The organism is Mycobacterium sp. RTGN5, from assembly GCF_033804465.1.
Classification (GTDB): domain Bacteria; phylum Actinomycetota; class Actinomycetes; order Mycobacteriales; family Mycobacteriaceae; genus Mycobacterium.
In genome coordinates this window covers 39,451-57,385 of the sequence record NZ_JAPZLA010000004.1, presented here as the reverse complement: position 1 = coordinate 57,385, position 17,935 = coordinate 39,451, and the positions used below count along the sequence as shown (strand labels likewise).

The window sequence follows — 17,935 nt, the reverse complement described above, 5'->3', positions numbered from 1 at the left end:
CACTGACGCCGACGTCAGAAATTAAACTCCCCGTGACGAAAACTATTGTTGGGAAACAACTTCATCGTCGAGTCCGCGTTCCGCCGCGATGGCAGACCTGCTGGTCAGCGTGTGCCCGTTGATCTCGAGATACGTCTCGGTGTAGCGGGCCGCGATCCGTGTTCCGACGAACTCAGAGGGTATGACGTCGCCGGTCTTCTGTCGCCACTCATTGAGCCGGACCGCGAGGTCTTCGGCGATTTTCTCGGCTTCTCCGGTCAGGTCTGCGGCCAGCAGATTGGTCGACTCGGCAGGGTCGGCCTCGAGGTCGTACAACTCGCGTGGGGGCCGCGGCCCGTTGACGAACGGCTCGACCGCCTGGCCGGACGGGCTCTCCTCGATGTCCAGTGGCAAGTCCAGCAGCGGTCGTTGCGCGTAGTTCTCGATGTAGCTGTACTTCTTGGTTCGGATCGCCCGGATCGGATCGTAGGAGTCGTGATAGGTCTTCTCGGTGTAGACGTGATCGCGAACTTCTAGCGGATTGTCTTGCTGTGCAAGCAGATTACGGGCATGGGAGAGGCCTTCGATATCGTCGTCGGGGGTGATGCCGACCAGTTCCAACAGTGTCGGCAGCAGGTCCACGCCGCTGAACAGGTCGTCGTAGACAAGCGGGCTGCTCTGCAGGCGCCGTGGCGGGCGGATGATCGTCGCGATACCGGTGCCGGCGTCGTAAAGGGTGGACTTCGCGCGAGGGAATGCGGGGCCGTGGTCGGTGAGGAACACCACCCACGTGTTGTTGTCGAGCCCGGTGTCGGCGAGGGTGTCGAGTAATCGGCCCACCGCGGCGTCGGCTACGGCAATCGAGCCGTAGAACTCGGCGAGGTCGCCGCGTACTTCCGGGGTGTCGGGAAGGAAGTCGGGCACGTCGACGTCCGCGGTGGGTGCCGGTTCGTAGCGGTCGCGGGGATAGGGCCGGTGGGTTTCGAAGAAGCCTGCGGTCAGCAGGAAGGGAGTGCCCTGCTCGATTGGCGCGCTGTCGGTCAGCCACTCCTGCGCCCGTTCGACGACGTATTCGCAGTAGGAGTTGGACACGTCGAACTCGTCGTAGCCCAGCCTGGCCGGGAACGAGGTCTCGTGCTGCATGCCGAAAAGTGCTGAATACCAACCATGTTCGTGCAGGATATGAGGCAGCGTGCGGACCCCGGCGCGATACTCGAAGCCGTGGTGAGCCAGGCCGACCAGACCGTTGCTGTGCGGATAGCGACCGGTGAACAGTGAGCCGCGCGACGGCGAGCACAGCGGAGCGGTGGCATGAGAACGGGTGAAGACGATGCCCTCGGCGGCGAGTTGGTCCAGGCGTGGGCTCGTCACTCCTGGATATCCGTAGGCGCCCAGGCAACGGCCCAGGTCATGCCAGTGGACAATCAACAGGTTGTCGCGGTGCGGCTGGCTCACGCAGGATGCCTCCGTTCGGTTTCGTGGGGTCTAGCTTGCCCCGCCGTGTGACCGTGCCGACATCCGGTACACCGCACAAGGGTTATCAACAGCCGGAATCTACGGATTGTGTGGCACTTCGACTGCGCGGTAAACATATTCGGGTGGGACGTCAAATGCCAGCTGTCTGGACGGTAGTCGACTGAGTACATCCTCGGGAATGTCCACCTTGTACGTCAGCGAGAGCTGGCCGCTGAATTGCGGGTCGACAGTGGCCACATCGACTTCCAAACTGATTCCGCTGCCCGAGATTTGAACCTTCACCGCGCCGTGTTGCGGATCGTCCCACCGCACATCCATCGTGCGGCCGGCCACTTTGGGCACGCTCGAGAGCGTCGCGACCGCATGCTGCGACGTGAACACCAATGATCCGACGTAGCTCGCGAGACTTCCGCTGGCGCGCAGTCCTGGCACCTTGCCGGTGAACCGGCGGGTCACCGGAACGTACTCGGCGAGGAAGATGATGCCCTCACTCTCGAACTGCTCGCGCATCTCGCGCGGCAGCTTGCCGATTCCGAACAACCGCCGCAGGAATATGGCCACGCGCAAGATCGTGCCAGATCTCGTGGTACTGAAGTAGGGATGGCGTCGAGAAAATCATGGTTGATCGCGTCGGTTGTGGTCGCAGTGCTGGTCTACGCCGGGATGTGGGTCGGCTATGTCCAGAACTGGCCGTGGCTGGATGCCGCCGACACCCGGTTGTTGCAGACGTTCCACACCATCGGCGCCACACGCCCCGGATGGGTGTCGTTTTGGGTGGTGTTCTGCAGCGCGTTCGGGCCGAGTGGTTTTCGACTGATCGCGCTGGTGTTCGTGATCGTCGCGCTGGTTCGTCGCAAAGTGGCGACGGCGTTGTTCCTGGTGGTCAGCGTCGGACTAATGGGGGTTCTCACCGAGGGCGCCAAGTTCATTGCAGGCCGGCCGCGGCCGGCGACGGCCCTGGTCTACGGCTGGGGGACGTCGTTTCCGTCCGGGCATGCCCTGGGCGCGATGGTCGGGGTGTTGGCGCTGCTCACGGTGCTGTGGCCCAGCCTCACCCCCAGATGGCGCACGGCCCTGGCGGTTCTGGGCGGGGTGCTGGTCGTCCTGGTCGGCTCGGCGCGGGTGGTGCTCAACGTTCACCACCCGTCCGATGTGCTGGCCGGATGGGCGCTCGGGTACCTCTACTACCTGCTGTGCATGCGGCTGGTAGCGCCGCGCGGGATCACGGCAACGGCCGAAAGACGGGCAACGCCCGGTAGCGCGCAGTGAAACTCGCGCGGTCGTAGGTGTCGCCGACCTCCCCGTCGCGCGCCAGCGGCGTCGGTCCGTCGACCGCTTCGAACGAGAATTCCGGTACCTGCATCTCGTGGTAGAGCGGGCTGCGTTCCAGACGGCCCAGCACGAGTGCGGTGAGAATACGCAACCTGTTCCACCGTCGACCGGTTTCCAACATGCGGACATCGATGAGCCCGTCGTCCATGCGGGTACGGCGCGACGGCGCGAAACCCGAAGGGAGATAGACGGAATTGCCCAGAAAAAACAACGATGTCTCCAGGGTCTTGTTGTCGTAGCGGATGCGCACCGGCCTCTCGCGGCGCAGCGTGTGCAGCATGGCGTACATGCCGGCCAGCGGCTTGCCGATCTTGTGCTCGAGCTTCTCGCGGGTCCGCACGAACTGCGGGTAGGCGCCGATGCTGGCGGTGTTGATCACCATGTGGTCTTCGTTGAGGCAGACCAGGTCCACACACGATGCGCTGCCCGAGCGGATGGCCGAGACGGTGCGGTCGACGGTGTCGCAGCCGATGTCCTTGGCGAAGTGGTTGAACGTGCCGGCGGGGAAGACCGCCAGCGGCAGACCCGTAGACACGGCCACCGCGGCCGCGCATGCCACCGTGCCGTCGCCGCCGCCGATCCCGAGCACCTCGGCGCGCTCGGCAGCCGCCCGCAGGACGGTCTCGGGGTCGTCGTTTTCACCGAGCTCGACGATCTCGGCCTTGGGCAGCTTCGCGCGAACCTCGTCGATCACCCGAGCACCGGTCCCGCTGCCCGACGCCGGGTTGACGACCAGGACGACGCCCTCGCCCTCGGGGCGCTCGGGGGTCTCGATCAGCAGCGGCTCGGTCGTCGGCAACTTGGCCGCCACGATGGGGGGAACCAGCCGCCCGCCCAGCACCGCGATCGCGGCCCCGATGCCGAAGCCGGCGAACACGTCGCCGGGATAGTGCGCCCCGGTGGCCACCCTCGATAAGCCCACCAGGCCGGCCAGCAGCGCCAGGCCCAGGCCTAGCGGTGGGCTCTCCAGGCCGACACTGACGGCGAAGGCGGCGGCGCTAGCCGAATGTCCGGACGGAAACGAGTTCGATGTCGGCATTCTGCGTGCCCGTCGCACCAGGGGCACCAGGGTGCCCGTGGGCCGGGGGCGCTTCCACACCCGCTTGGCGACCTGATTGGTCACCAGGCTGGTTACGGCCAGCGTGACCACCCCACGGCCGGCGCCGCGGCGCGCCGAGGGTGATCCCGTCGCGGCCAGGCCGGCGGCGATGGCGAACCACAGCTTGGAATGGTCGGCGGCGCGGGTCAAGATCGGCATCGCCTTGTCGAGCAGTACGGTCGGTGACTCGGCGACCGCCTCGAACACCTCGCGGTCCAGCGTCCCCAGTCCGCCCGTGATCTGACGGATGCCCCGACCCTCGAGCAAGCTTCGCGATGTCATCAGCCCAACGTAGCGGGGTCAGGTCTTGGGGTCCCCGGCCGACTCGTCGTCGGGCTTGCTGGTGGGCAGCAGGATCCGTTTGGTGGCCACGGGCTTGCCGTCGACCTTCTTGGCGACCTGAGGACTCGGCGGCGGTGTGGTGATGCGGCCCTGAACCGGCGCGCCGTTCTTCACGGTCGGGACGGACACCCGTTTGGTGTCGGGCTTGGCATCCTTCTCCGACCCGCCGGCCCCGTGCATCGCGCCAGGCGGAATCATCGGCATACCGCCCATGCCGCCGGACGGAGCTGATGTTGGCGCGGCCATCCGTGGCGGCGGCGTCGCGGTGTTGGCTGACGACGGCGATGTGCCCGCCGACGGGACGGGAGGCGGTCCCAGCATCGCAGTCGGTGTGGTGCCCCCGCCGCCGGCACCCCCGCCGCCGGACCCACTGCCGCCGGCACCGAATTCGCCTGGAGTTTCACCGAATTCACCGAGGGGGTCCGACAGGCTGGCTTTGTCGAGCATTGCCGATTCGCCGCCACCCTTCATCATGCCCATACCGGCCTGCATGGCCTGCTGGGCACCCTGAGCAACCTGCTGCGGGATCTGGGCCAAGGGCTGCAGTGCGCCACCCATCGCGCCAGCCAAAGCGCCGGCCAGCTGGGAGGCCATCTGGGGGAGCTGCTGGGCCATTTGGTCGCCTTGACCTTGCCCGGCAACACCTTTCATCTCCGCGCCGGCCTGCTCGTCCTGGGCGGGGAACTTCGCGGCTGCCTCGGCGGTCTTGGAGTCGCGCTTGGCGTGTTCTTCGGCGCTTTCGGTGTTGTCTTTGGGGTCACCGAGATTGGCGCTAAGTCCGAGTACTCGCAGCAGCTGCTCGATGGGGGTCATGCCGGCGACGAGCGGATCGGAGCTGATGGGCGGCGGGGCCAGGTTCGTGCCGTTGGCCGCGAGATAGTCGCTCGCGTTTGCGCTGAGCTGTCCACCACTCATCGGTGCACCTCTCCCTTCAGTGCCAGGCTCAGAGCCTGGAACCACGCAAAGTGGTAATTGGCGGCGGTCTTTTCGTTCTTGATGAGCGCGTCGATGGTCGCCAGCAGCTGCCAGTTGCCGACCTTAGCGGCGTCAGAATGATCGGGGTAGTCACCCAGCACGTGGTTGGCGACGGTCGCGAGATGCTCGCGCAGCAGCTCGACTTCGGAGTCCAAATAGCCGGTGCGGGTTGATGCGGCTTTGGCCAGGGTGTGGGCCAGGCGCGGCAGTCCGTCACGCCATTTGGTGGCTTGGGCGAGTTCCCAGCCGAGTTCGTCGACCTCGTGGGTGTCGCGGGCGCGGATGGACATCTGTGGGGGTTCGGCGTCGTCGGCGGGCGGCAAGTATTGGCCGGGGGTGTACGTGGCGGTCAGGGTGGTCTCGCCGAGTAGCGCTTCGAGTGTGCGGCTGCGCAGGCGAGGGGCGAGCAGTTTGACGCCGGTGGGGATTTCGATGTGTTGCGGGATCCAGCCGCTGGCGAGGTCGGTGGTCAGGACGGTGGTGCCGTCTTCACGGTCGCCGATTGCCCAGCGCAGCTGGGGTTCTTGGCGGGCGACAGCGTCGAGGAGGCGCTGCAGGCGCTGCTGGGCTTGGGTCTGCGCGGCGCTGGCACCGGCGACTGCGCCGGTTCCGGTTGCAGCGACGGCACTTTCGGTGAGGCCGGTGGGCGCGTGGGCTACCGGTGTTGCGGCGGGCGTTTGGCGGACGACGGCGGGCTGGTTGAGCGGGCTGCCGCTCGACGGGTGGACGGGCGCCGACGCCGGAGCCGCCGCCGAGGGCATCGGTTGGGCTGCCGGCGCGGTCGCGGCAGGAGGGCGAAGGTCCGCGCCGTAGGCGGGCAGCGGACCAGCCGGTGCTGCAGGGGCGGCGGTTGACGGCATGACCGGTGCTTGGCTGGCTGGTGCGGCCATGTAGGTCTGGTTGGCGTCGGCCGGGGGAGCGACGGGGGCCTGGGCGGTGTCGAACGAGCTTGCGGCGTGGGCATTTTCGAATATTGGTGTGCCGGACGAGGGCGTTGTGTACGCCGGCGGCGCGGTCATGCCCTCGGGGTGGATCGGCGCCTGTGGCTGCATGGCGTGGGCCGCGCTGCTGGACAGTCCCTCGGTGCCAGCCGCCATCGGATTGCCAGTCTGCGCACCGGAATTGAAGTTCTGGGCGAAGCCTTCAGGGGAGAGGGCGTTTGTGGGGGCTGAAGTAGCAGAGGTCATAGGCGAGTTTGATGTGCCGGTTGGTGCAGGAGGTGAGATCGACGGTCCCGGCGGGGACGGGCTGACAAGATTGCTACTTGGATTTTGCAGAGTTCCGCTAGGAGGCAGAGTTGGTGGGGGTGGGGGTTGACTTTCAGTGCCAGACAAGAGCCGTGAGGGCGGTGGTGTACCGACCGTGGGATCCGGCTGTGAAACTTCGAGTGGCGTCCGATCGCCACCAGTGAGCAGCCCTCTTGCCGGTTGATCCGCTGCCGCGTCGGGTATCGGAGCCGAAGCCGGAGCCGGAGCCGGGGGCAGATCCGATTCGTGCGCTCCGAGCAGATTCGATTGGGAATGCGTATCGGATAGTAGCTTCGACGAACTTGGGGACTGATCAAGCATTTGGGTGACTTGGTGCTTGACCGCGTCCTGATTCGGTGACCGGAACGCTCCATCGAGGTCGACACCGTTGCCTTTGGCGAATTCACGTGCAGACTGACTCGAGCCCTGGCCATCGAGGATCTTCTGGATATCGTCGAAGATACGGTCACTGCAACTGGCAGCGCGGCTATTCGCCTGAGACTGTGCGTCCATGACAGCGTTGACAATTTTTCCCAATTTGATCGGGGCAGGGTCTTTCGACCGCTGGATTTCTTCAATCGCTGAGTTGCCGTGCTGTGCAATTTCACTCAGCTGTGTCCGGAGATGTTGAGTTGATCGATGCGCGGCGTCATACGAGTGCTGATTGACCGCATTCTTCTCCGAGACTGCCCTGGCCGATGTCTCGCCAGCCTGGAACGCGTCCCGAGTATCGTCAGCCGTCGCCCCCTCTTGTGGTGCCAGCGGCCCAGTTCGGATTGATTGCAAAATGTCTGCATAGCCGTCAAACGCTGTGCTGATCGAACCGCGGCTGGATGCCGCCAACGTGAGGGTCATGAGCGAATCGACTCCGGGCCATTGGTGGCCCACGAGCAATTCTGACCATTCACCAGGAGGCAAATCACTCATTTGCAAGTCTCTGTAATGCGAGATGCTGCTGCGTCGGCTGACTTATAAATCGGATCGAGCTTCGATTTGTCGGACTGAGCTATCTGAGCGAGAGTGGCTCGTTCATAGGCCGAGGCCAGTTCTCCGGCTGCTGCTGCCAGTTCAGCAGGTGCTGCAGGGTTTTCAGCAATCTGGCGGTACAAGTATTCACCACCCGCATGAGAGGCCAGCCGGCCATTAACGGATAAGACGAACTTCTGCATTACGTCATTGGGATCAGGCGGCGCTTGGTTTGAGCTCGCCTCTAACGTTGACTGGACGGTCTCGAAAGCATCGCAAATCTTTTGCTTCGCGTCTGCGACCTCCTGCTCGCTGTACGTCTTCGCCGCGGGAGTCTCGGGCTTAGGCGCCGGCCTGAACCACGCACCGATGGCGACGGCGACCGCGATCACCGCGATGACGATGGCGATGATCGTGGGCAACCGCGACGGGCCACCTGAAGGAGGCGGTCCCGCCCACGGAGCTGGTCCTGCAGTCCCGGGTCCGTATGGCACTTGCGACATGTCGAAAATGGTATCCCTTGCGTTTGCCGGAGCGCTATTCACCAACAGCAGCAATACCCACTCCGACCAGCACGTACACGCAGTTCACGCGCACCTAGGACTGGCGTCACGCCATCCCAGCCGTCCACACATCGTTAGCTGGCCCAGACACAACCGTGGCCCAACCTTGACTTGACCCGCATGAAGCCGGACAGACACCATGAGTCGATGCGCCGAATCGTCGTTTCGCTCAGTGCTGCCTTCAGCGCGGCACTGCTGGCGCTGTCTTCAGCCCCGCCCAGCCATGCCGAAACCCCGTGGTTTCAGGCCAACGTCGGCGACGCCACCCAGGTGCTCTCCGTCGTCAGCACCGGCGGTGCCACCGCCAAGATGGACGTCTGGCAGCGCGGCGCCAACGGCTGGCAGCCCGTCCTGGTCGGCGTCCCCACCCACGTCGGCGCCAACGGCATGGTCCCGCAATCTCACGACGGTGAATCGAAAACGCCGATGGGCATCTTCACCCTCGACTTCGCCTTCGGCACCAAACCCAACCCCGGCGGCGGCCTGAAGTACGTCCAGGTGACCCCGGACTACTGGTGGGACGGCGACATGAAGAGCCCGACCTACAACACCATGCAGGTCTGCAAGAAAGCAGACTGCGCCTTCGACACCAACCCAGCCAGCGGCACCGAGAACCTCGACATCCCGCAGTACGCCCACGCCATCGTCATGGGCGTCAACAAGGCTCGGGTGCCCGGCAACGGCGGTGCCTTCTTCGTCCACACCACCGACGGCGGTCCCACCGCGGGCTGCGTCTCGCTCGACGACGCCACCTTGGTCAAGATCATGCAGTGGCTGCAGCCCGGTGCGCTGATCGCCGTCGCGAAGTAACGCGCCGAGCGTGGGCGTTGTCGTTGACCCCGGAGAGGATCGTCACCGACAAGCCACACGCTCGACGGCGCACCACTAAGGAGAAAAAGTAGCGACGGCCTTGCCCGCGGTCGCCTTGAAGTTCAGGTTCTCCGTCGACTGCGTGATCTCGTACGTGCGGTCGTATCCGGTCTTGCTGATCTTCCAGCCGTCGGGCGTCTTGCGATAGCGGTCGCGGTAGAACCCGGCCCCCATCAGCATGAAGTTGTACTCCGGCACGATCACCCGGTCCTGCAAGTACCAGATGGCCTCGGCCTCGTCGCCGTCGACGGAGATCTCGGGATGCGTGACGCGATGCTCGGTGAGCACGCCGGCCGGCATCGACTTCTCCATGAAATCCACCAGATCCTTGCGGTTGGTGAAGTGGTGCTCCTCGCCCAGCGACGACCCGTAATCACCGATGATGTCCTCGGTCAGGGTGTCGGCGAAGTCGTCCCAATGCTTGGTGTCCAGCGCCCGCATGTAGCGGTACTTCACCTGTTTGATCGCTTCGATTGCATCCGCATCAGCCATGCCGGTCATTGCAGCACACCGAAAGTGTCGACGGACAGAGTTGTCCCGGTGACAATGTTGCAAGCCCGGAGGGCATGTCAACGATCAGGAGTCGCCAATGTCTGGACCGGATCAGCCCGAGGCCACGGACCCCGACGCCACCGTCCAACAATCCAATTTCATCGACGGCTTCCTACGATCGCCGTTCTCGGGCATCGCGCCCTGGATCCTCATGGCCATCATGTCGGGGCCTGGCCGCTTCGGGCAGTCCGCAGCCGCAGCACTGACCCTGACCCTCATCGTGATGTGGGCGAGCAGCCGACGCGGCATCAAGGTGCATTCCCTCGAAGTGTTTGGCGCGGTGGTCTTCGCGACCTTCGTCGCCTTGGGAATCGTGGGCTCCCCGACAATGGTCGGCTGGCTGGAACTGTGGGCCGGCGAGATCACCAACGGCGCGCTGGCTGCCTACGCACTGACCACGCTCATGATCCGTCGTCCGTTCACGATCTCCTACGCCCGCGACACGGTCGACCCCGAGCATTGGAACAGCCCACTATTCGTTCGCGTCAACTACGTACTGAGCGCAGTGTGGGCCGGTGCGTTCGTGATCAACACGGCCGTCGGCACGTTCGGCGATGCGGTGTTGCGCGACGGCGACAACTTCTGGACCGGCTGGATCGTTCAGCTGGCGGTCACCTTGGCTGCCGTCGCCATCACCGAGTTCTATCCCGATTACGCGCGGGCGAAATTTCTGGCCGCCACCGGCCAATCGTCCGATAGCCCACCGCCACTCGGGAAGCTGTTGGAGTGGCTGCCCGGCTTCGTCATCGGCGTCGGCATCGCCGGTTGGGTCAGCGATTCATTCTCCGCCGGGGTGGGCATCGCGCTGATCGCCGTCGGCATTGTCGCCGGTGCGGTCATGCAAAAGCTGTTTCCGGTGGAGGAAGGCGGTCAGTGACCGGCGTCTTCGTAGCGCTGGGCGATGGCTACGAGTTCCTCGCGAACCGTTGAGGGAGGCAACGCGTTGATGCGTGCATACAGACGGCGGCGGGTCATGTTCCGCTTCATATCGTTGCGAAACTGCGCAATCGACATTGTGTTCTCAACTCCTTGATCGCCCCTGGTTCAGCAGGGGCATATTTTGCTGTTTGACGTTCACCAATCAGGGATCGCCTGTCTGAGGAACCCCTTGATCGTTGTTGTTAATTTCAGGTAAATCAACTTTTGACCTGTGAGATTGCCTACAGCACAACGTTTTCCCAGCTCGGGTGCCGGCGGCGCTGTGACGCCTGACACTGCAGACGTACGGGTGTGACGAGGCTCGCTAGCTGTGCGGGACGCGCGGGCTCAGCCCTGCAGATACTTCGTGACCATGTCGACCAGTAGCTGACGTTCACGCTGCCACTCGAAGTGCGAATCGACGATCATCTCGACGAGGACCATGCCGCGCAGCGACGACCAAATCACCTCGGCCACAACCGGATCGTCGGAAATCAGCCGTCCTAGCTGATTGATCGCCGCGTTGATCTCCAGCAGATGCCGGGTGGCGCTGTCGCCGTGGGTGCCACGGGTGGCGCGCAGAATCTCGAAGGCTGCCAACGACGTCGGGCTGCTGTAACAGCGGAACGCGGTATCGACGACGACCTCGATCCGTTCCCGCAGCGCGAGGTCGGCGACGTCGGCCTCGCCGAGGCTTTTGAGCAGTCCGGCCACGCCCTCGTCGACCACCGCCATGAGCAGGCCGTTGCGGTCACCGAAGTGGTACTGGATCACGCCCCAGGTGACGCCGGCGCGCTCGGCGACGTGCTTGGCCGTCGCGGCGGGAAACCCTTCCTCGACCACGCAGCGGACCGTCTCGTCGATGATCAACGCCCGGGTGTCATCGCCCCGCTTGCGTGGCGACTGGGTTTGTCGCGTGGGAGCAGTGCCGGGCGCCTTCACATCGTTGACTTTATAACATTGACCCGACTATGTTTCGCATTATGAGCCAGCCCCTCAGCCGATACGCCCAGTTGTCCAGGGCAGAACTTGCCGTCCTTGTGCCCGAACTGCTGCTGATCGGCCAGATGATCGACCGCTCCGGCATGGCGTGGTGCATTCAGTCGTTCGGCCGACCCGAGATGCTCCAGATCGCCATCGAGGAATGGGCAGGTGCCAGCCCGCTCTATACCAAGCGCATGCAGAAGGCCCTCAAGTACGAGGGCACCGACATCTTCACCATCTTCAAAGGTCTGCAGCTCGACATCGGTGCCCCGCCGCAGTTCATGGACTTCCGCTACACCGTGCACGACCGCTGGCACGGCGAGTTCCACCTCGACCACTGCGGCGCCCTGATGGACGTCGAACCGATGGGCCCCGATTACGTCAAGGGCATGTGCCACGACATCGAGGACCCCACCTTCGACGCCACCGCTGTGGCCACCAACGCCAGGGCGCAGGTGCGCCCCATCCACCGCCCGCCGCGGATGCCCGCGGACCGCTCGCCGCACTGCGCGTGGACCGTCATCATCGACGAGTCCTACCCCGAGGTGACCAGCATCCCGGCGCTGGACATCGTGGCCCAAACCAAGGCCGCCAATTGGGAACTCGCGCCGATCGATCCGAATGATGAAGGTGAGCCGGACTATTCGGGCCCGCTGCTGTCCGACGTGGACTTCGGGGCGTTCTCGCACTCGGCCCTAGTGCGGATCGCCGACGAAGTCGTGCTGCAGATGCATCTGCTGAACCTGTCGTTCGGCATCGCGGTGCGGGCCCGGGCCGGCGACAACACCGAGCTGGCCACCGAAATCTGCACCAAGCAGCTCACCGGCATCGCCGGAGTGGCGACCGAACGGATCAAACGAGCTCTCAAGCTGCCCAACGACTTCGACGGGCTTGCCAAGGTTCTCGAGCTGCACCCGCTGTTCAACCCCGCCGGCTATGTCGTCGCCGAGGTCGAAGGCGGTCGCCTGCACGTGCACCCGTCGCCGTCGCACGACGACGCGTCCTGGGTGTCGCTGTGTTCGCCCGCGTCGCCGGCGCCGTTGCAGGCCATCGCCACTGCCGTCGACCCGCACATCGCGGTGCGGATCTCCGGAACCAGCGATGACTGGACCGCCGAATTCGAGAAGACCGACACAGCGGCCAAGGACTCGCCCGAGGTGGAGGTCACCAAGTTCAGCCAGGGTGTCACCTTCGAGTTCGAAGAGCGGCTTTCCCTTCCGCTGACGGTGGTGTAGCCGATGGCCTACCGCGTCGTGCAATGGGGCACCGGCGCGGTGGGCGTCGAAGCCATCCGCGGCATCCTCGGCCATCCGGACCTGGAATTGGTTGGGGTGAAGGTCTATTCGCAGGAGAAGGCCGGGACCGACGCCGGCGTGCTGGCCGGCGGTGAACCGATCGGGGTTGCCGCCGCCATCGAGGTCGACACCACCGACGTCGACGCCGTTCTCTACGCTCCGCGTCACCCGTCGGTCGACGAAGCTGCGGCCATCCTGGCGTCGGGCGCCAACCTGATCACCACCGCGTTCGCCTTCCATCCCGCCCGGATGGCACCCAGCGACCGTGAGCGACTGCGGCAGGCCTGCACCGACGGCAACAGCTCTCTGCACGGCACCGGACTGAACCCGGGAAACCTCGGCGTTGTCGTCCCGCTGGCGCTGACCGGAATGTCACGGACCATCGAGCACATCAAGGTCCAAGAACGTGCCGACTGGTCGGTGTACGACAGCGTGGAGATCACCTTCGACCAGATGCACTTCGGCAGCCCGCTGGACGAGGTCGATGCCAAGACCGACGGGCTGCGGTTCACCAGTCAGCTTTTCCAGGAACAGGTTTGGCTTCTGGGGGACGCCCTGGGCCTCGGCGTCGACGACGTCACCACCGACCTGGAGGTGATTCCGGCCAGTGCCGACTACGACGTGTGCGGCCGTACCCTGCGCGCCGGCACGGTCGCGGGTCAGCACTGGCGGTGGTCCGGTCTGCGCAACGGCGAGTCTGTCGTTGAGGTCGAAACCCTGTGGACCGTAGGCGAACCGCAACCGAAGCACTGGCCGAGGCCTCAGCACGGTTGGACCGTCACCATCGAAGGTACGCCATCGATGCAAGCACATCTGATGACACTGGCCAGCTTTCGTCGTGACGTTCCATTGGCCGAGCACGTCCGGTCAGCCAGCGTGGCGACCGCGATGCAAGCTGTGAACGCTACTACTGCGGTGTGCAACGCTGGCGCCGGTTTTGTCACCATGGCCGACCTGCCGCTGAGTCTTTACCGCCGCTGAAACCGGTTGCCCGGCTGCGGCTCTGATGTTGGTGATGGCGGTGTTGACCGCCGAGCTCACCTGGGTGCGCGCCACGTTGAGCGTCGAGCGAGCGGATTCCACCCCCGCCGATATTGCCGCGCGGACATCGTGGGTACTCGCCAGGGTGGTGGCCGTGGCGTTGGCGGATTGCACGACGCCCAGCAGAGCCGTTTCGAATGCCTGGAATGCCACCGCGGAGACGACGTTAATGGCCTCGACGGCGGCGACCTGCAGGAGGCCATGCGCCCCAACCGGAATCGTCGGCGTTCCCGGCGGCTGGTTGAGTGCCTGCAGGATGGTGTCGCGCGCGGCGCCAGGTGTCGTCTGGCCGGATGTCACGTTCATCAGCGCTACGACGGCGACCTCAAGAGTGTTCTGCGCCTTGGGCAGCACCAGATTCAGGTCGTTGCCGATGATGCCTTCGGCGGCCGCGTCGGCGGGGACCGTCACTGCGGAGGCTAACGCGCCGAGTGACCCCGCGAGATTGCCGGTCCGCAGCAAGGTTTGGAGGAAGGCGGCCGGCGCCTCGGCCACGCCGATCGGAACCGTCACCGCACCCTGCACGATGAACGGACAGATCAGGCTGCAGAACGTCAGCTGATTTCGCAGGAATGCCAGGGGTATCGCCCCGATCGGAGCGGCGGCCAATTCGATGTCTGGGGCGGTGACGGTGGCGATGCGGGCTTCGACCGGCGGCGCCAGGGGAGCAATAGAGAGCGCCACGATCGCGGTGGCCGCCGAGCTGCTGAGGAAACGAGTTCGCACGAAAGCAGACATGTTGGGGACACGGTTTCGCTGGCCGCGAAGTTCAACTTGTCGACGGGACCGCGAACTGCGAGCACACTGGCAGCTATGGAGAACAACGGACCGTTCGGGTTCGATCCCGACGATATCGATCGTGTGGTGCGGGAGGCCAGCGAAGGCGTTCGCGACGCCTTCGGGCGATTCCTGAACACCTCAGGAGGGGGCGCCGGATTCGGCGTGCTGTTCGACGAGTTCACCCGCCGTTCGCGGCCCCGTTCGCAGCCGGAGACGGCGGGGGAGGCCGGCGACGGGGTGTGGGCCGTCTACATCACCGACCCTTACGGCAAGGCGCGCGTCGAGCAGGTCTACCAGGGCGAGCTCGACGCGCTGCGTGCCAACAAGCGCAACACCGACACCAACCGCAGCGTGCGGTTCCTGCCCTACGGCATCGACGTCAGCGTCCTCGACGGACCCACCAATAGCGACGACGAGGCCGACGCAGCCGAGTAGCTACGTCGTGAGGACCATGCGATAGCGCGCCCGGCCCTCTTCCATCGCCGCGTAGGCCTCGGCGGCCTGGGCCAACGGCAGCTCCTGGATGCGGGCCCGCACCCCGGACAACAGCGCGAAATGCAGGGTGTCCTCCACATCGGCCGACGTGCCCGACGGATGCCCGACCACGCTGTAGTTCGCGAAAAGCAGATCACCCGGAGTGATCGGCAGCGGATCGAAGGTGGCCCCGACGAGCACCAGCTCGCCCTGAGGCGCCAGTCCGCCGAGAGTGGCCCCCATGGCCGCCGAGTTCGCCGCCGTGGCCAGCACCACCTGCGCGCCACCGAGTGCCTGCAGTGCCTCGGCGACGTCACTGGCGGTGGAGTCGATGTAGTGGTGGGCACCCAGCTCCTTGGCGTCGTTCGCCTTACCCGCCCCGCGGGCGATCGCGATGGTCTCGAAGCCCATCGCCCGGGCCCACTGCACACCAAGATGTCCGAGTCCGCCGATGCCCAAGACGGCGACGCGATCCCCGGGCAGCGCCTTCGTGTGGCGCAGTGCGTTGTAGGTGGTGACTCCCGCGCAGCCCATCGGGGCGGCTTCGGCGAACGACAACTCGTCGGGAATGCGGGCCAGCGCGGTGCGCGGCACAATCACCGACTCGGCGTAGCCGCCCGGGTAGTTCCAGCTGGGCACCTCGAGGTTCACGCATTGCATGAATTGGCCTCTGCGGCAGGGCAGACACTTGTTGCAATTGCCGCCGAACCAGCCCACGGCCACCCGGTCACCGACCGCGAATCCGTCTACGCCCTCGCCCAATTCGGCGATCGTGCCGGCGATCTCGTGTCCGGGGGTGACGGGAAAACTCAGGTTGGGCAGACCGCCGTTGACGATGGCGTGGTCGGTGCCGCACACTCCGCAGGCCTTGACGGTGATGCGCACATGATCCGCGGGCGGCGACGTCGTTTCAACCTCCGCCAGTTCGAGTGACGCTCCGGGTGATTCCACATGTACCGCGCGGTGGGTCGGCATCGCTCTCCTCGGTTGGGCCTGGGTCTGATCAGCTTAACTCAGATCCGCGGGCAGATAATCTTCAATCGAGGATGCGCCGGGCGACGTTGGTGCTCACCAAGTCCAGCAACTCGTCGGCCCGGCCGGCCAGGATGGTGCGGATCGCGTACAGCGTGAATCCCTTGGCCTGTTCGGCGGATATCGCTGGCGGAATGGACAATTCCTGACGCGCGACGACCACGTCGACCAAGGCAGGGCCGTCGTGGGCCAGTGCGTCGGCCACCGCCTGCTCCAGATCCGCGGGATGCTCGACCCGGCGTCCGAACAATCCGATGGCCTGCGCGACAGCTCCGAAGTCCGGGTTCTTGAGCTCCGTGCCGAAGTTGACCACCCCGGCTGCCTTCATCTCCAGCTCGACGAAGTTCAGCGACGAATTGTTGAAGACGATCACCTTCACCGGCAGGTTGTTCTGCACGAGGGTGAGCAACTCCCCGAACAACATCGTCAGCCCGCCGTCACCGGCCAGTGCGATCACCTGTCGTCCCGGGTAGGCGGTCTGCGCGCCGATCGCATGCGGTAGCGCGCAGGCCATCGTCCCGTGGGTGAACGATCCGCTGATTCGTCGCTTGCCGTTCATCGTCAGATACCGTGCGGCCCAGATGGTCGGCGAGCCGACGTCGAAGGTGAAGACCGTGTCGTCAGCGGCGAGCCGATTTGCCACTCCGGCAACATATTCCGGACGGATCGGGGTGCGGTCGCGATCGTTGACCGCCAGCGCGTCCAGCGATTTGCGCGTGCGCTGATAGTGGTTGAGGGACTTGTCCAGATGCGTTCGATCCAGCTTGCGCGACAGGAGCGGCAGCAGCGCGTCGATCGTGTCCTTGACCGAACCGACCAAACCCAGATCGACGGGAGTGCGACGCCCGAGGTGGCTACCCCGAATATCCACCTGGATGACCTGAGCGTCGTCGGGATAGAACTGCGAGTACGGGAAGTCGGTGCCCAGCATCAGCAGGACGTCGGCTTCCTTGATGGCCTTGTACCCGGAGGCAAAACCCAGCAGTCCCGTCATTCCGACGTCGAACGGGTTGTCGTATTCGATGTGGTCCTTGCCGCGGAAGGAGTGCACGACCGGTGAATTCAGCGTGTCGGCAAGCCGGATCAATTCGGCATGCGCGCCTGCGGTTCCCGCGCCGCCGAGGATGGTCACCCGCGAACCCGCATTGAGAATGTCTGCGGCCCGGCGCAGCGACTCGTCGTCGGGCCGCAGTACCGAGCGAGTCGGCAGCACCGGTCCGGTGTTCCATGCGTGGTCGGGCATCTTGGCCAGGAACACCTCGCCCGGAATCACCAGTACCGCAACGCCATTCTCCTCGACAGCGGTCCGCATCGCGATCTCGATCAGGCGCGGGGCCATCTCCGGCGTGCTGACCAACTCGCAGTACACGCTGCACTCGCGGAACAACTCCTGCGGATGCGTCTCCTGGAAATAGCCGGTGCCAACCTCGTTGAGTGGAATGTGGGCGGCGATCGCCAGCACCGGCACGCGCGTGCGTTGCGCGTCGTAGAGGCCGTTGATCAGATGCGTATTGCCGGGCCCGCAGCTGCCGGCGCAGACCGCCAGCCGACCGGTCAGTGCCGCATCGGCGGTCGCGGCGAAGGCTGCTGTTTCTTCGTGGCGCACGTGCTCCCAGGTAACTCCTTCGGAGCGCCGGATCGCATCGGTGAACCCGTTGAGACTGTCGCCGGGCAGTCCGTACACCCGGCTGACACCACTGGACTTCAACGCCGACAGGATGTGCTGTGCGACGGTCGGCATGTTAGATCTCGGCGGTATTGGTCAACGCTGCTTCCGAGCGCCGACGGTCGGCGACGAAGCAGAGCAGGCTGGCCAGAAAGGCGACGACGGTAACGGTCGCCGCCACACCCGAAGCGCCAGGGTTGGTGGCCCCCAACGTGCTCAGGAACAGCGCGAACGCCACGATTGCGGCGAGATTCAGCACGAGTCCCAGCGTACGGAGAACTTCGCCCGCAGCGCTATCCTCACCGTCCATCGATTCCCCCGTGTGTCGAGTTGTGCCGACTTGA

The 17,935-nt window shown here is 65.1% G+C and carries 18 protein-coding genes; 6 read left to right on the top strand and 12 right to left on the bottom strand.

Annotated elements, in window-relative coordinates; genetic code table 11:
- Positions 1 to 42: 42 nt before the first annotated feature.
- Positions 43 to 1,434, bottom strand: a complete 1,392-nt coding sequence (locus SLQ31_RS20530) for a sulfatase (RefSeq protein ID WP_319435898.1) — start codon at positions 1,432 to 1,434, stop codon at positions 43 to 45.
- A gap of 99 nt (positions 1,435 to 1,533) precedes the next feature.
- Positions 1,534 to 2,016: a hypothetical protein gene (locus SLQ31_RS20525; protein ID WP_319435897.1), complete on the bottom strand. Its 483-nt coding sequence runs from the start codon at positions 2,014 to 2,016 to the stop codon at positions 1,534 to 1,536.
- A gap of 39 nt (positions 2,017 to 2,055) precedes the next feature.
- Here SLQ31_RS20525 and SLQ31_RS20520 point away from each other — a divergent pair, with 39 nt between their 5' ends.
- Positions 2,056 to 2,724, top strand: coding sequence for a phosphatase PAP2 family protein (locus SLQ31_RS20520; RefSeq protein ID WP_319435896.1), 669 nt, complete (start codon positions 2,056 to 2,058; stop codon positions 2,722 to 2,724).
- Here the strand turns inward: SLQ31_RS20520 and SLQ31_RS20515 are convergent.
- The 4 genes from SLQ31_RS20515 to SLQ31_RS20500 form a co-directional block, all read right to left on the bottom strand.
- A complete protein-coding gene (locus tag SLQ31_RS20515) occupies positions 2,678 to 4,168 on the bottom strand; it encodes a bifunctional phosphatase PAP2/diacylglycerol kinase family protein (protein ID WP_319435895.1) in 1,491 nt (496 codons plus the stop codon). The genes SLQ31_RS20520 and SLQ31_RS20515 overlap by 47 nt on opposite strands.
- Positions 4,169 to 4,186: 18 nt before the next feature.
- Entirely contained in the window at positions 4,187 to 5,143 is a 957-nt protein-coding gene (locus tag SLQ31_RS20510; RefSeq protein WP_319435894.1) for a hypothetical protein, read from the bottom strand.
- Complete coding sequence (locus tag SLQ31_RS20505; RefSeq protein WP_319435893.1) at positions 5,140 to 6,300, bottom strand: DUF5631 domain-containing protein; 1,161 nt, start codon at positions 6,298 to 6,300, stop codon at positions 5,140 to 5,142. Before SLQ31_RS20505 ends, SLQ31_RS20510 begins: the two co-directional genes overlap by 4 nt.
- A gap of 1,073 nt (positions 6,301 to 7,373) precedes the next feature.
- Positions 7,374 to 7,838, bottom strand: coding sequence for a hypothetical protein (locus tag SLQ31_RS20500; RefSeq protein ID WP_319435892.1), 465 nt, complete (start codon positions 7,836 to 7,838; stop codon positions 7,374 to 7,376).
- Between the two features lie 288 nt (positions 7,839 to 8,126).
- On the opposite strand from SLQ31_RS20500, the gene SLQ31_RS20495 reads away from it, so the two are divergent.
- Positions 8,127 to 8,789, top strand: coding sequence for a L,D-transpeptidase family protein (locus tag SLQ31_RS20495; RefSeq protein ID WP_319435891.1), 663 nt, complete (start codon positions 8,127 to 8,129; stop codon positions 8,787 to 8,789).
- Positions 8,790 to 8,864: 75 nt separating this feature from the next.
- Here the strand turns inward: SLQ31_RS20495 and SLQ31_RS20490 are convergent, their stop codons facing one another.
- Positions 8,865 to 9,350: a nuclear transport factor 2 family protein gene (locus tag SLQ31_RS20490; protein ID WP_319435890.1), complete on the bottom strand. Its 486-nt coding sequence runs from the start codon at positions 9,348 to 9,350 to the stop codon at positions 8,865 to 8,867.
- 88 nt (positions 9,351 to 9,438) lie between these two features.
- Between SLQ31_RS20490 and SLQ31_RS20485 the strand changes: the two genes are divergently transcribed.
- Positions 9,439 to 10,278, top strand: coding sequence for a hypothetical protein (locus SLQ31_RS20485; protein ID WP_319435889.1), 840 nt, complete (start codon positions 9,439 to 9,441; stop codon positions 10,276 to 10,278).
- Positions 10,279 to 10,667: 389 nt separating this feature from the next.
- On the opposite strand, the gene SLQ31_RS20480 is transcribed toward SLQ31_RS20485, so the two are convergent.
- Positions 10,668 to 11,261, bottom strand: a complete 594-nt coding sequence (locus SLQ31_RS20480; RefSeq protein WP_319435888.1) for a TetR/AcrR family transcriptional regulator — start codon at positions 11,259 to 11,261, stop codon at positions 10,668 to 10,670.
- A 41-nt stretch (positions 11,262 to 11,302) separates the two neighbouring features.
- Between SLQ31_RS20480 and SLQ31_RS20475 the strand changes: the two genes are divergently transcribed.
- Both SLQ31_RS20475 and SLQ31_RS20470 read left to right on the top strand, forming a co-directional pair.
- Positions 11,303 to 12,538: a hypothetical protein gene (locus SLQ31_RS20475; protein WP_319435887.1), complete on the top strand. Its 1,236-nt coding sequence runs from the start codon at positions 11,303 to 11,305 to the stop codon at positions 12,536 to 12,538.
- Between the two features lie 3 nt (positions 12,539 to 12,541).
- On the top strand, positions 12,542 to 13,579 hold the full coding sequence (locus SLQ31_RS20470; protein ID WP_319435886.1) for a dihydrodipicolinate reductase: 1,038 nt from the start codon (positions 12,542 to 12,544) through the stop codon (positions 13,577 to 13,579).
- On the opposite strand, the gene SLQ31_RS20465 is transcribed toward SLQ31_RS20470, so the two are convergent.
- Entirely contained in the window at positions 13,466 to 14,377 is a 912-nt protein-coding gene (locus tag SLQ31_RS20465) for a hypothetical protein (RefSeq protein ID WP_319435885.1), read from the bottom strand. The two genes, SLQ31_RS20470 and SLQ31_RS20465, sit on opposite strands and share 114 nt — an antisense overlap.
- Positions 14,378 to 14,452: 75 nt before the next feature.
- On the opposite strand from SLQ31_RS20465, the gene SLQ31_RS20460 reads away from it, so the two are divergent.
- A complete protein-coding gene (locus tag SLQ31_RS20460; protein ID WP_319435884.1) occupies positions 14,453 to 14,854 on the top strand; it encodes a hypothetical protein in 402 nt (133 codons plus the stop codon).
- Here SLQ31_RS20460 and SLQ31_RS20455 read toward each other — a convergent pair whose 3' ends face one another.
- The 3 genes from SLQ31_RS20455 to SLQ31_RS20445 all read right to left on the bottom strand — a co-directional run bounded on the left by SLQ31_RS20455 (position 14,855) and on the right by SLQ31_RS20445 (position 17,850).
- Positions 14,855 to 15,868 (bottom strand): alcohol dehydrogenase catalytic domain-containing protein, encoded by a 1,014-nt coding sequence (locus tag SLQ31_RS20455; protein ID WP_319435883.1) that lies wholly within the window; start codon positions 15,866 to 15,868, stop codon positions 14,855 to 14,857.
- A gap of 61 nt (positions 15,869 to 15,929) precedes the next feature.
- A complete protein-coding gene (poxB, locus tag SLQ31_RS20450; protein WP_319435882.1) occupies positions 15,930 to 17,666 on the bottom strand; it encodes a ubiquinone-dependent pyruvate dehydrogenase in 1,737 nt (578 codons plus the stop codon).
- 1 nt (position 17,667) lies between these two features.
- On the bottom strand, positions 17,668 to 17,850 hold the full coding sequence (locus SLQ31_RS20445; protein ID WP_319435881.1) for a hypothetical protein: 183 nt from the start codon (positions 17,848 to 17,850) through the stop codon (positions 17,668 to 17,670).
- Positions 17,851 to 17,935 lie beyond the last annotated feature (85 nt).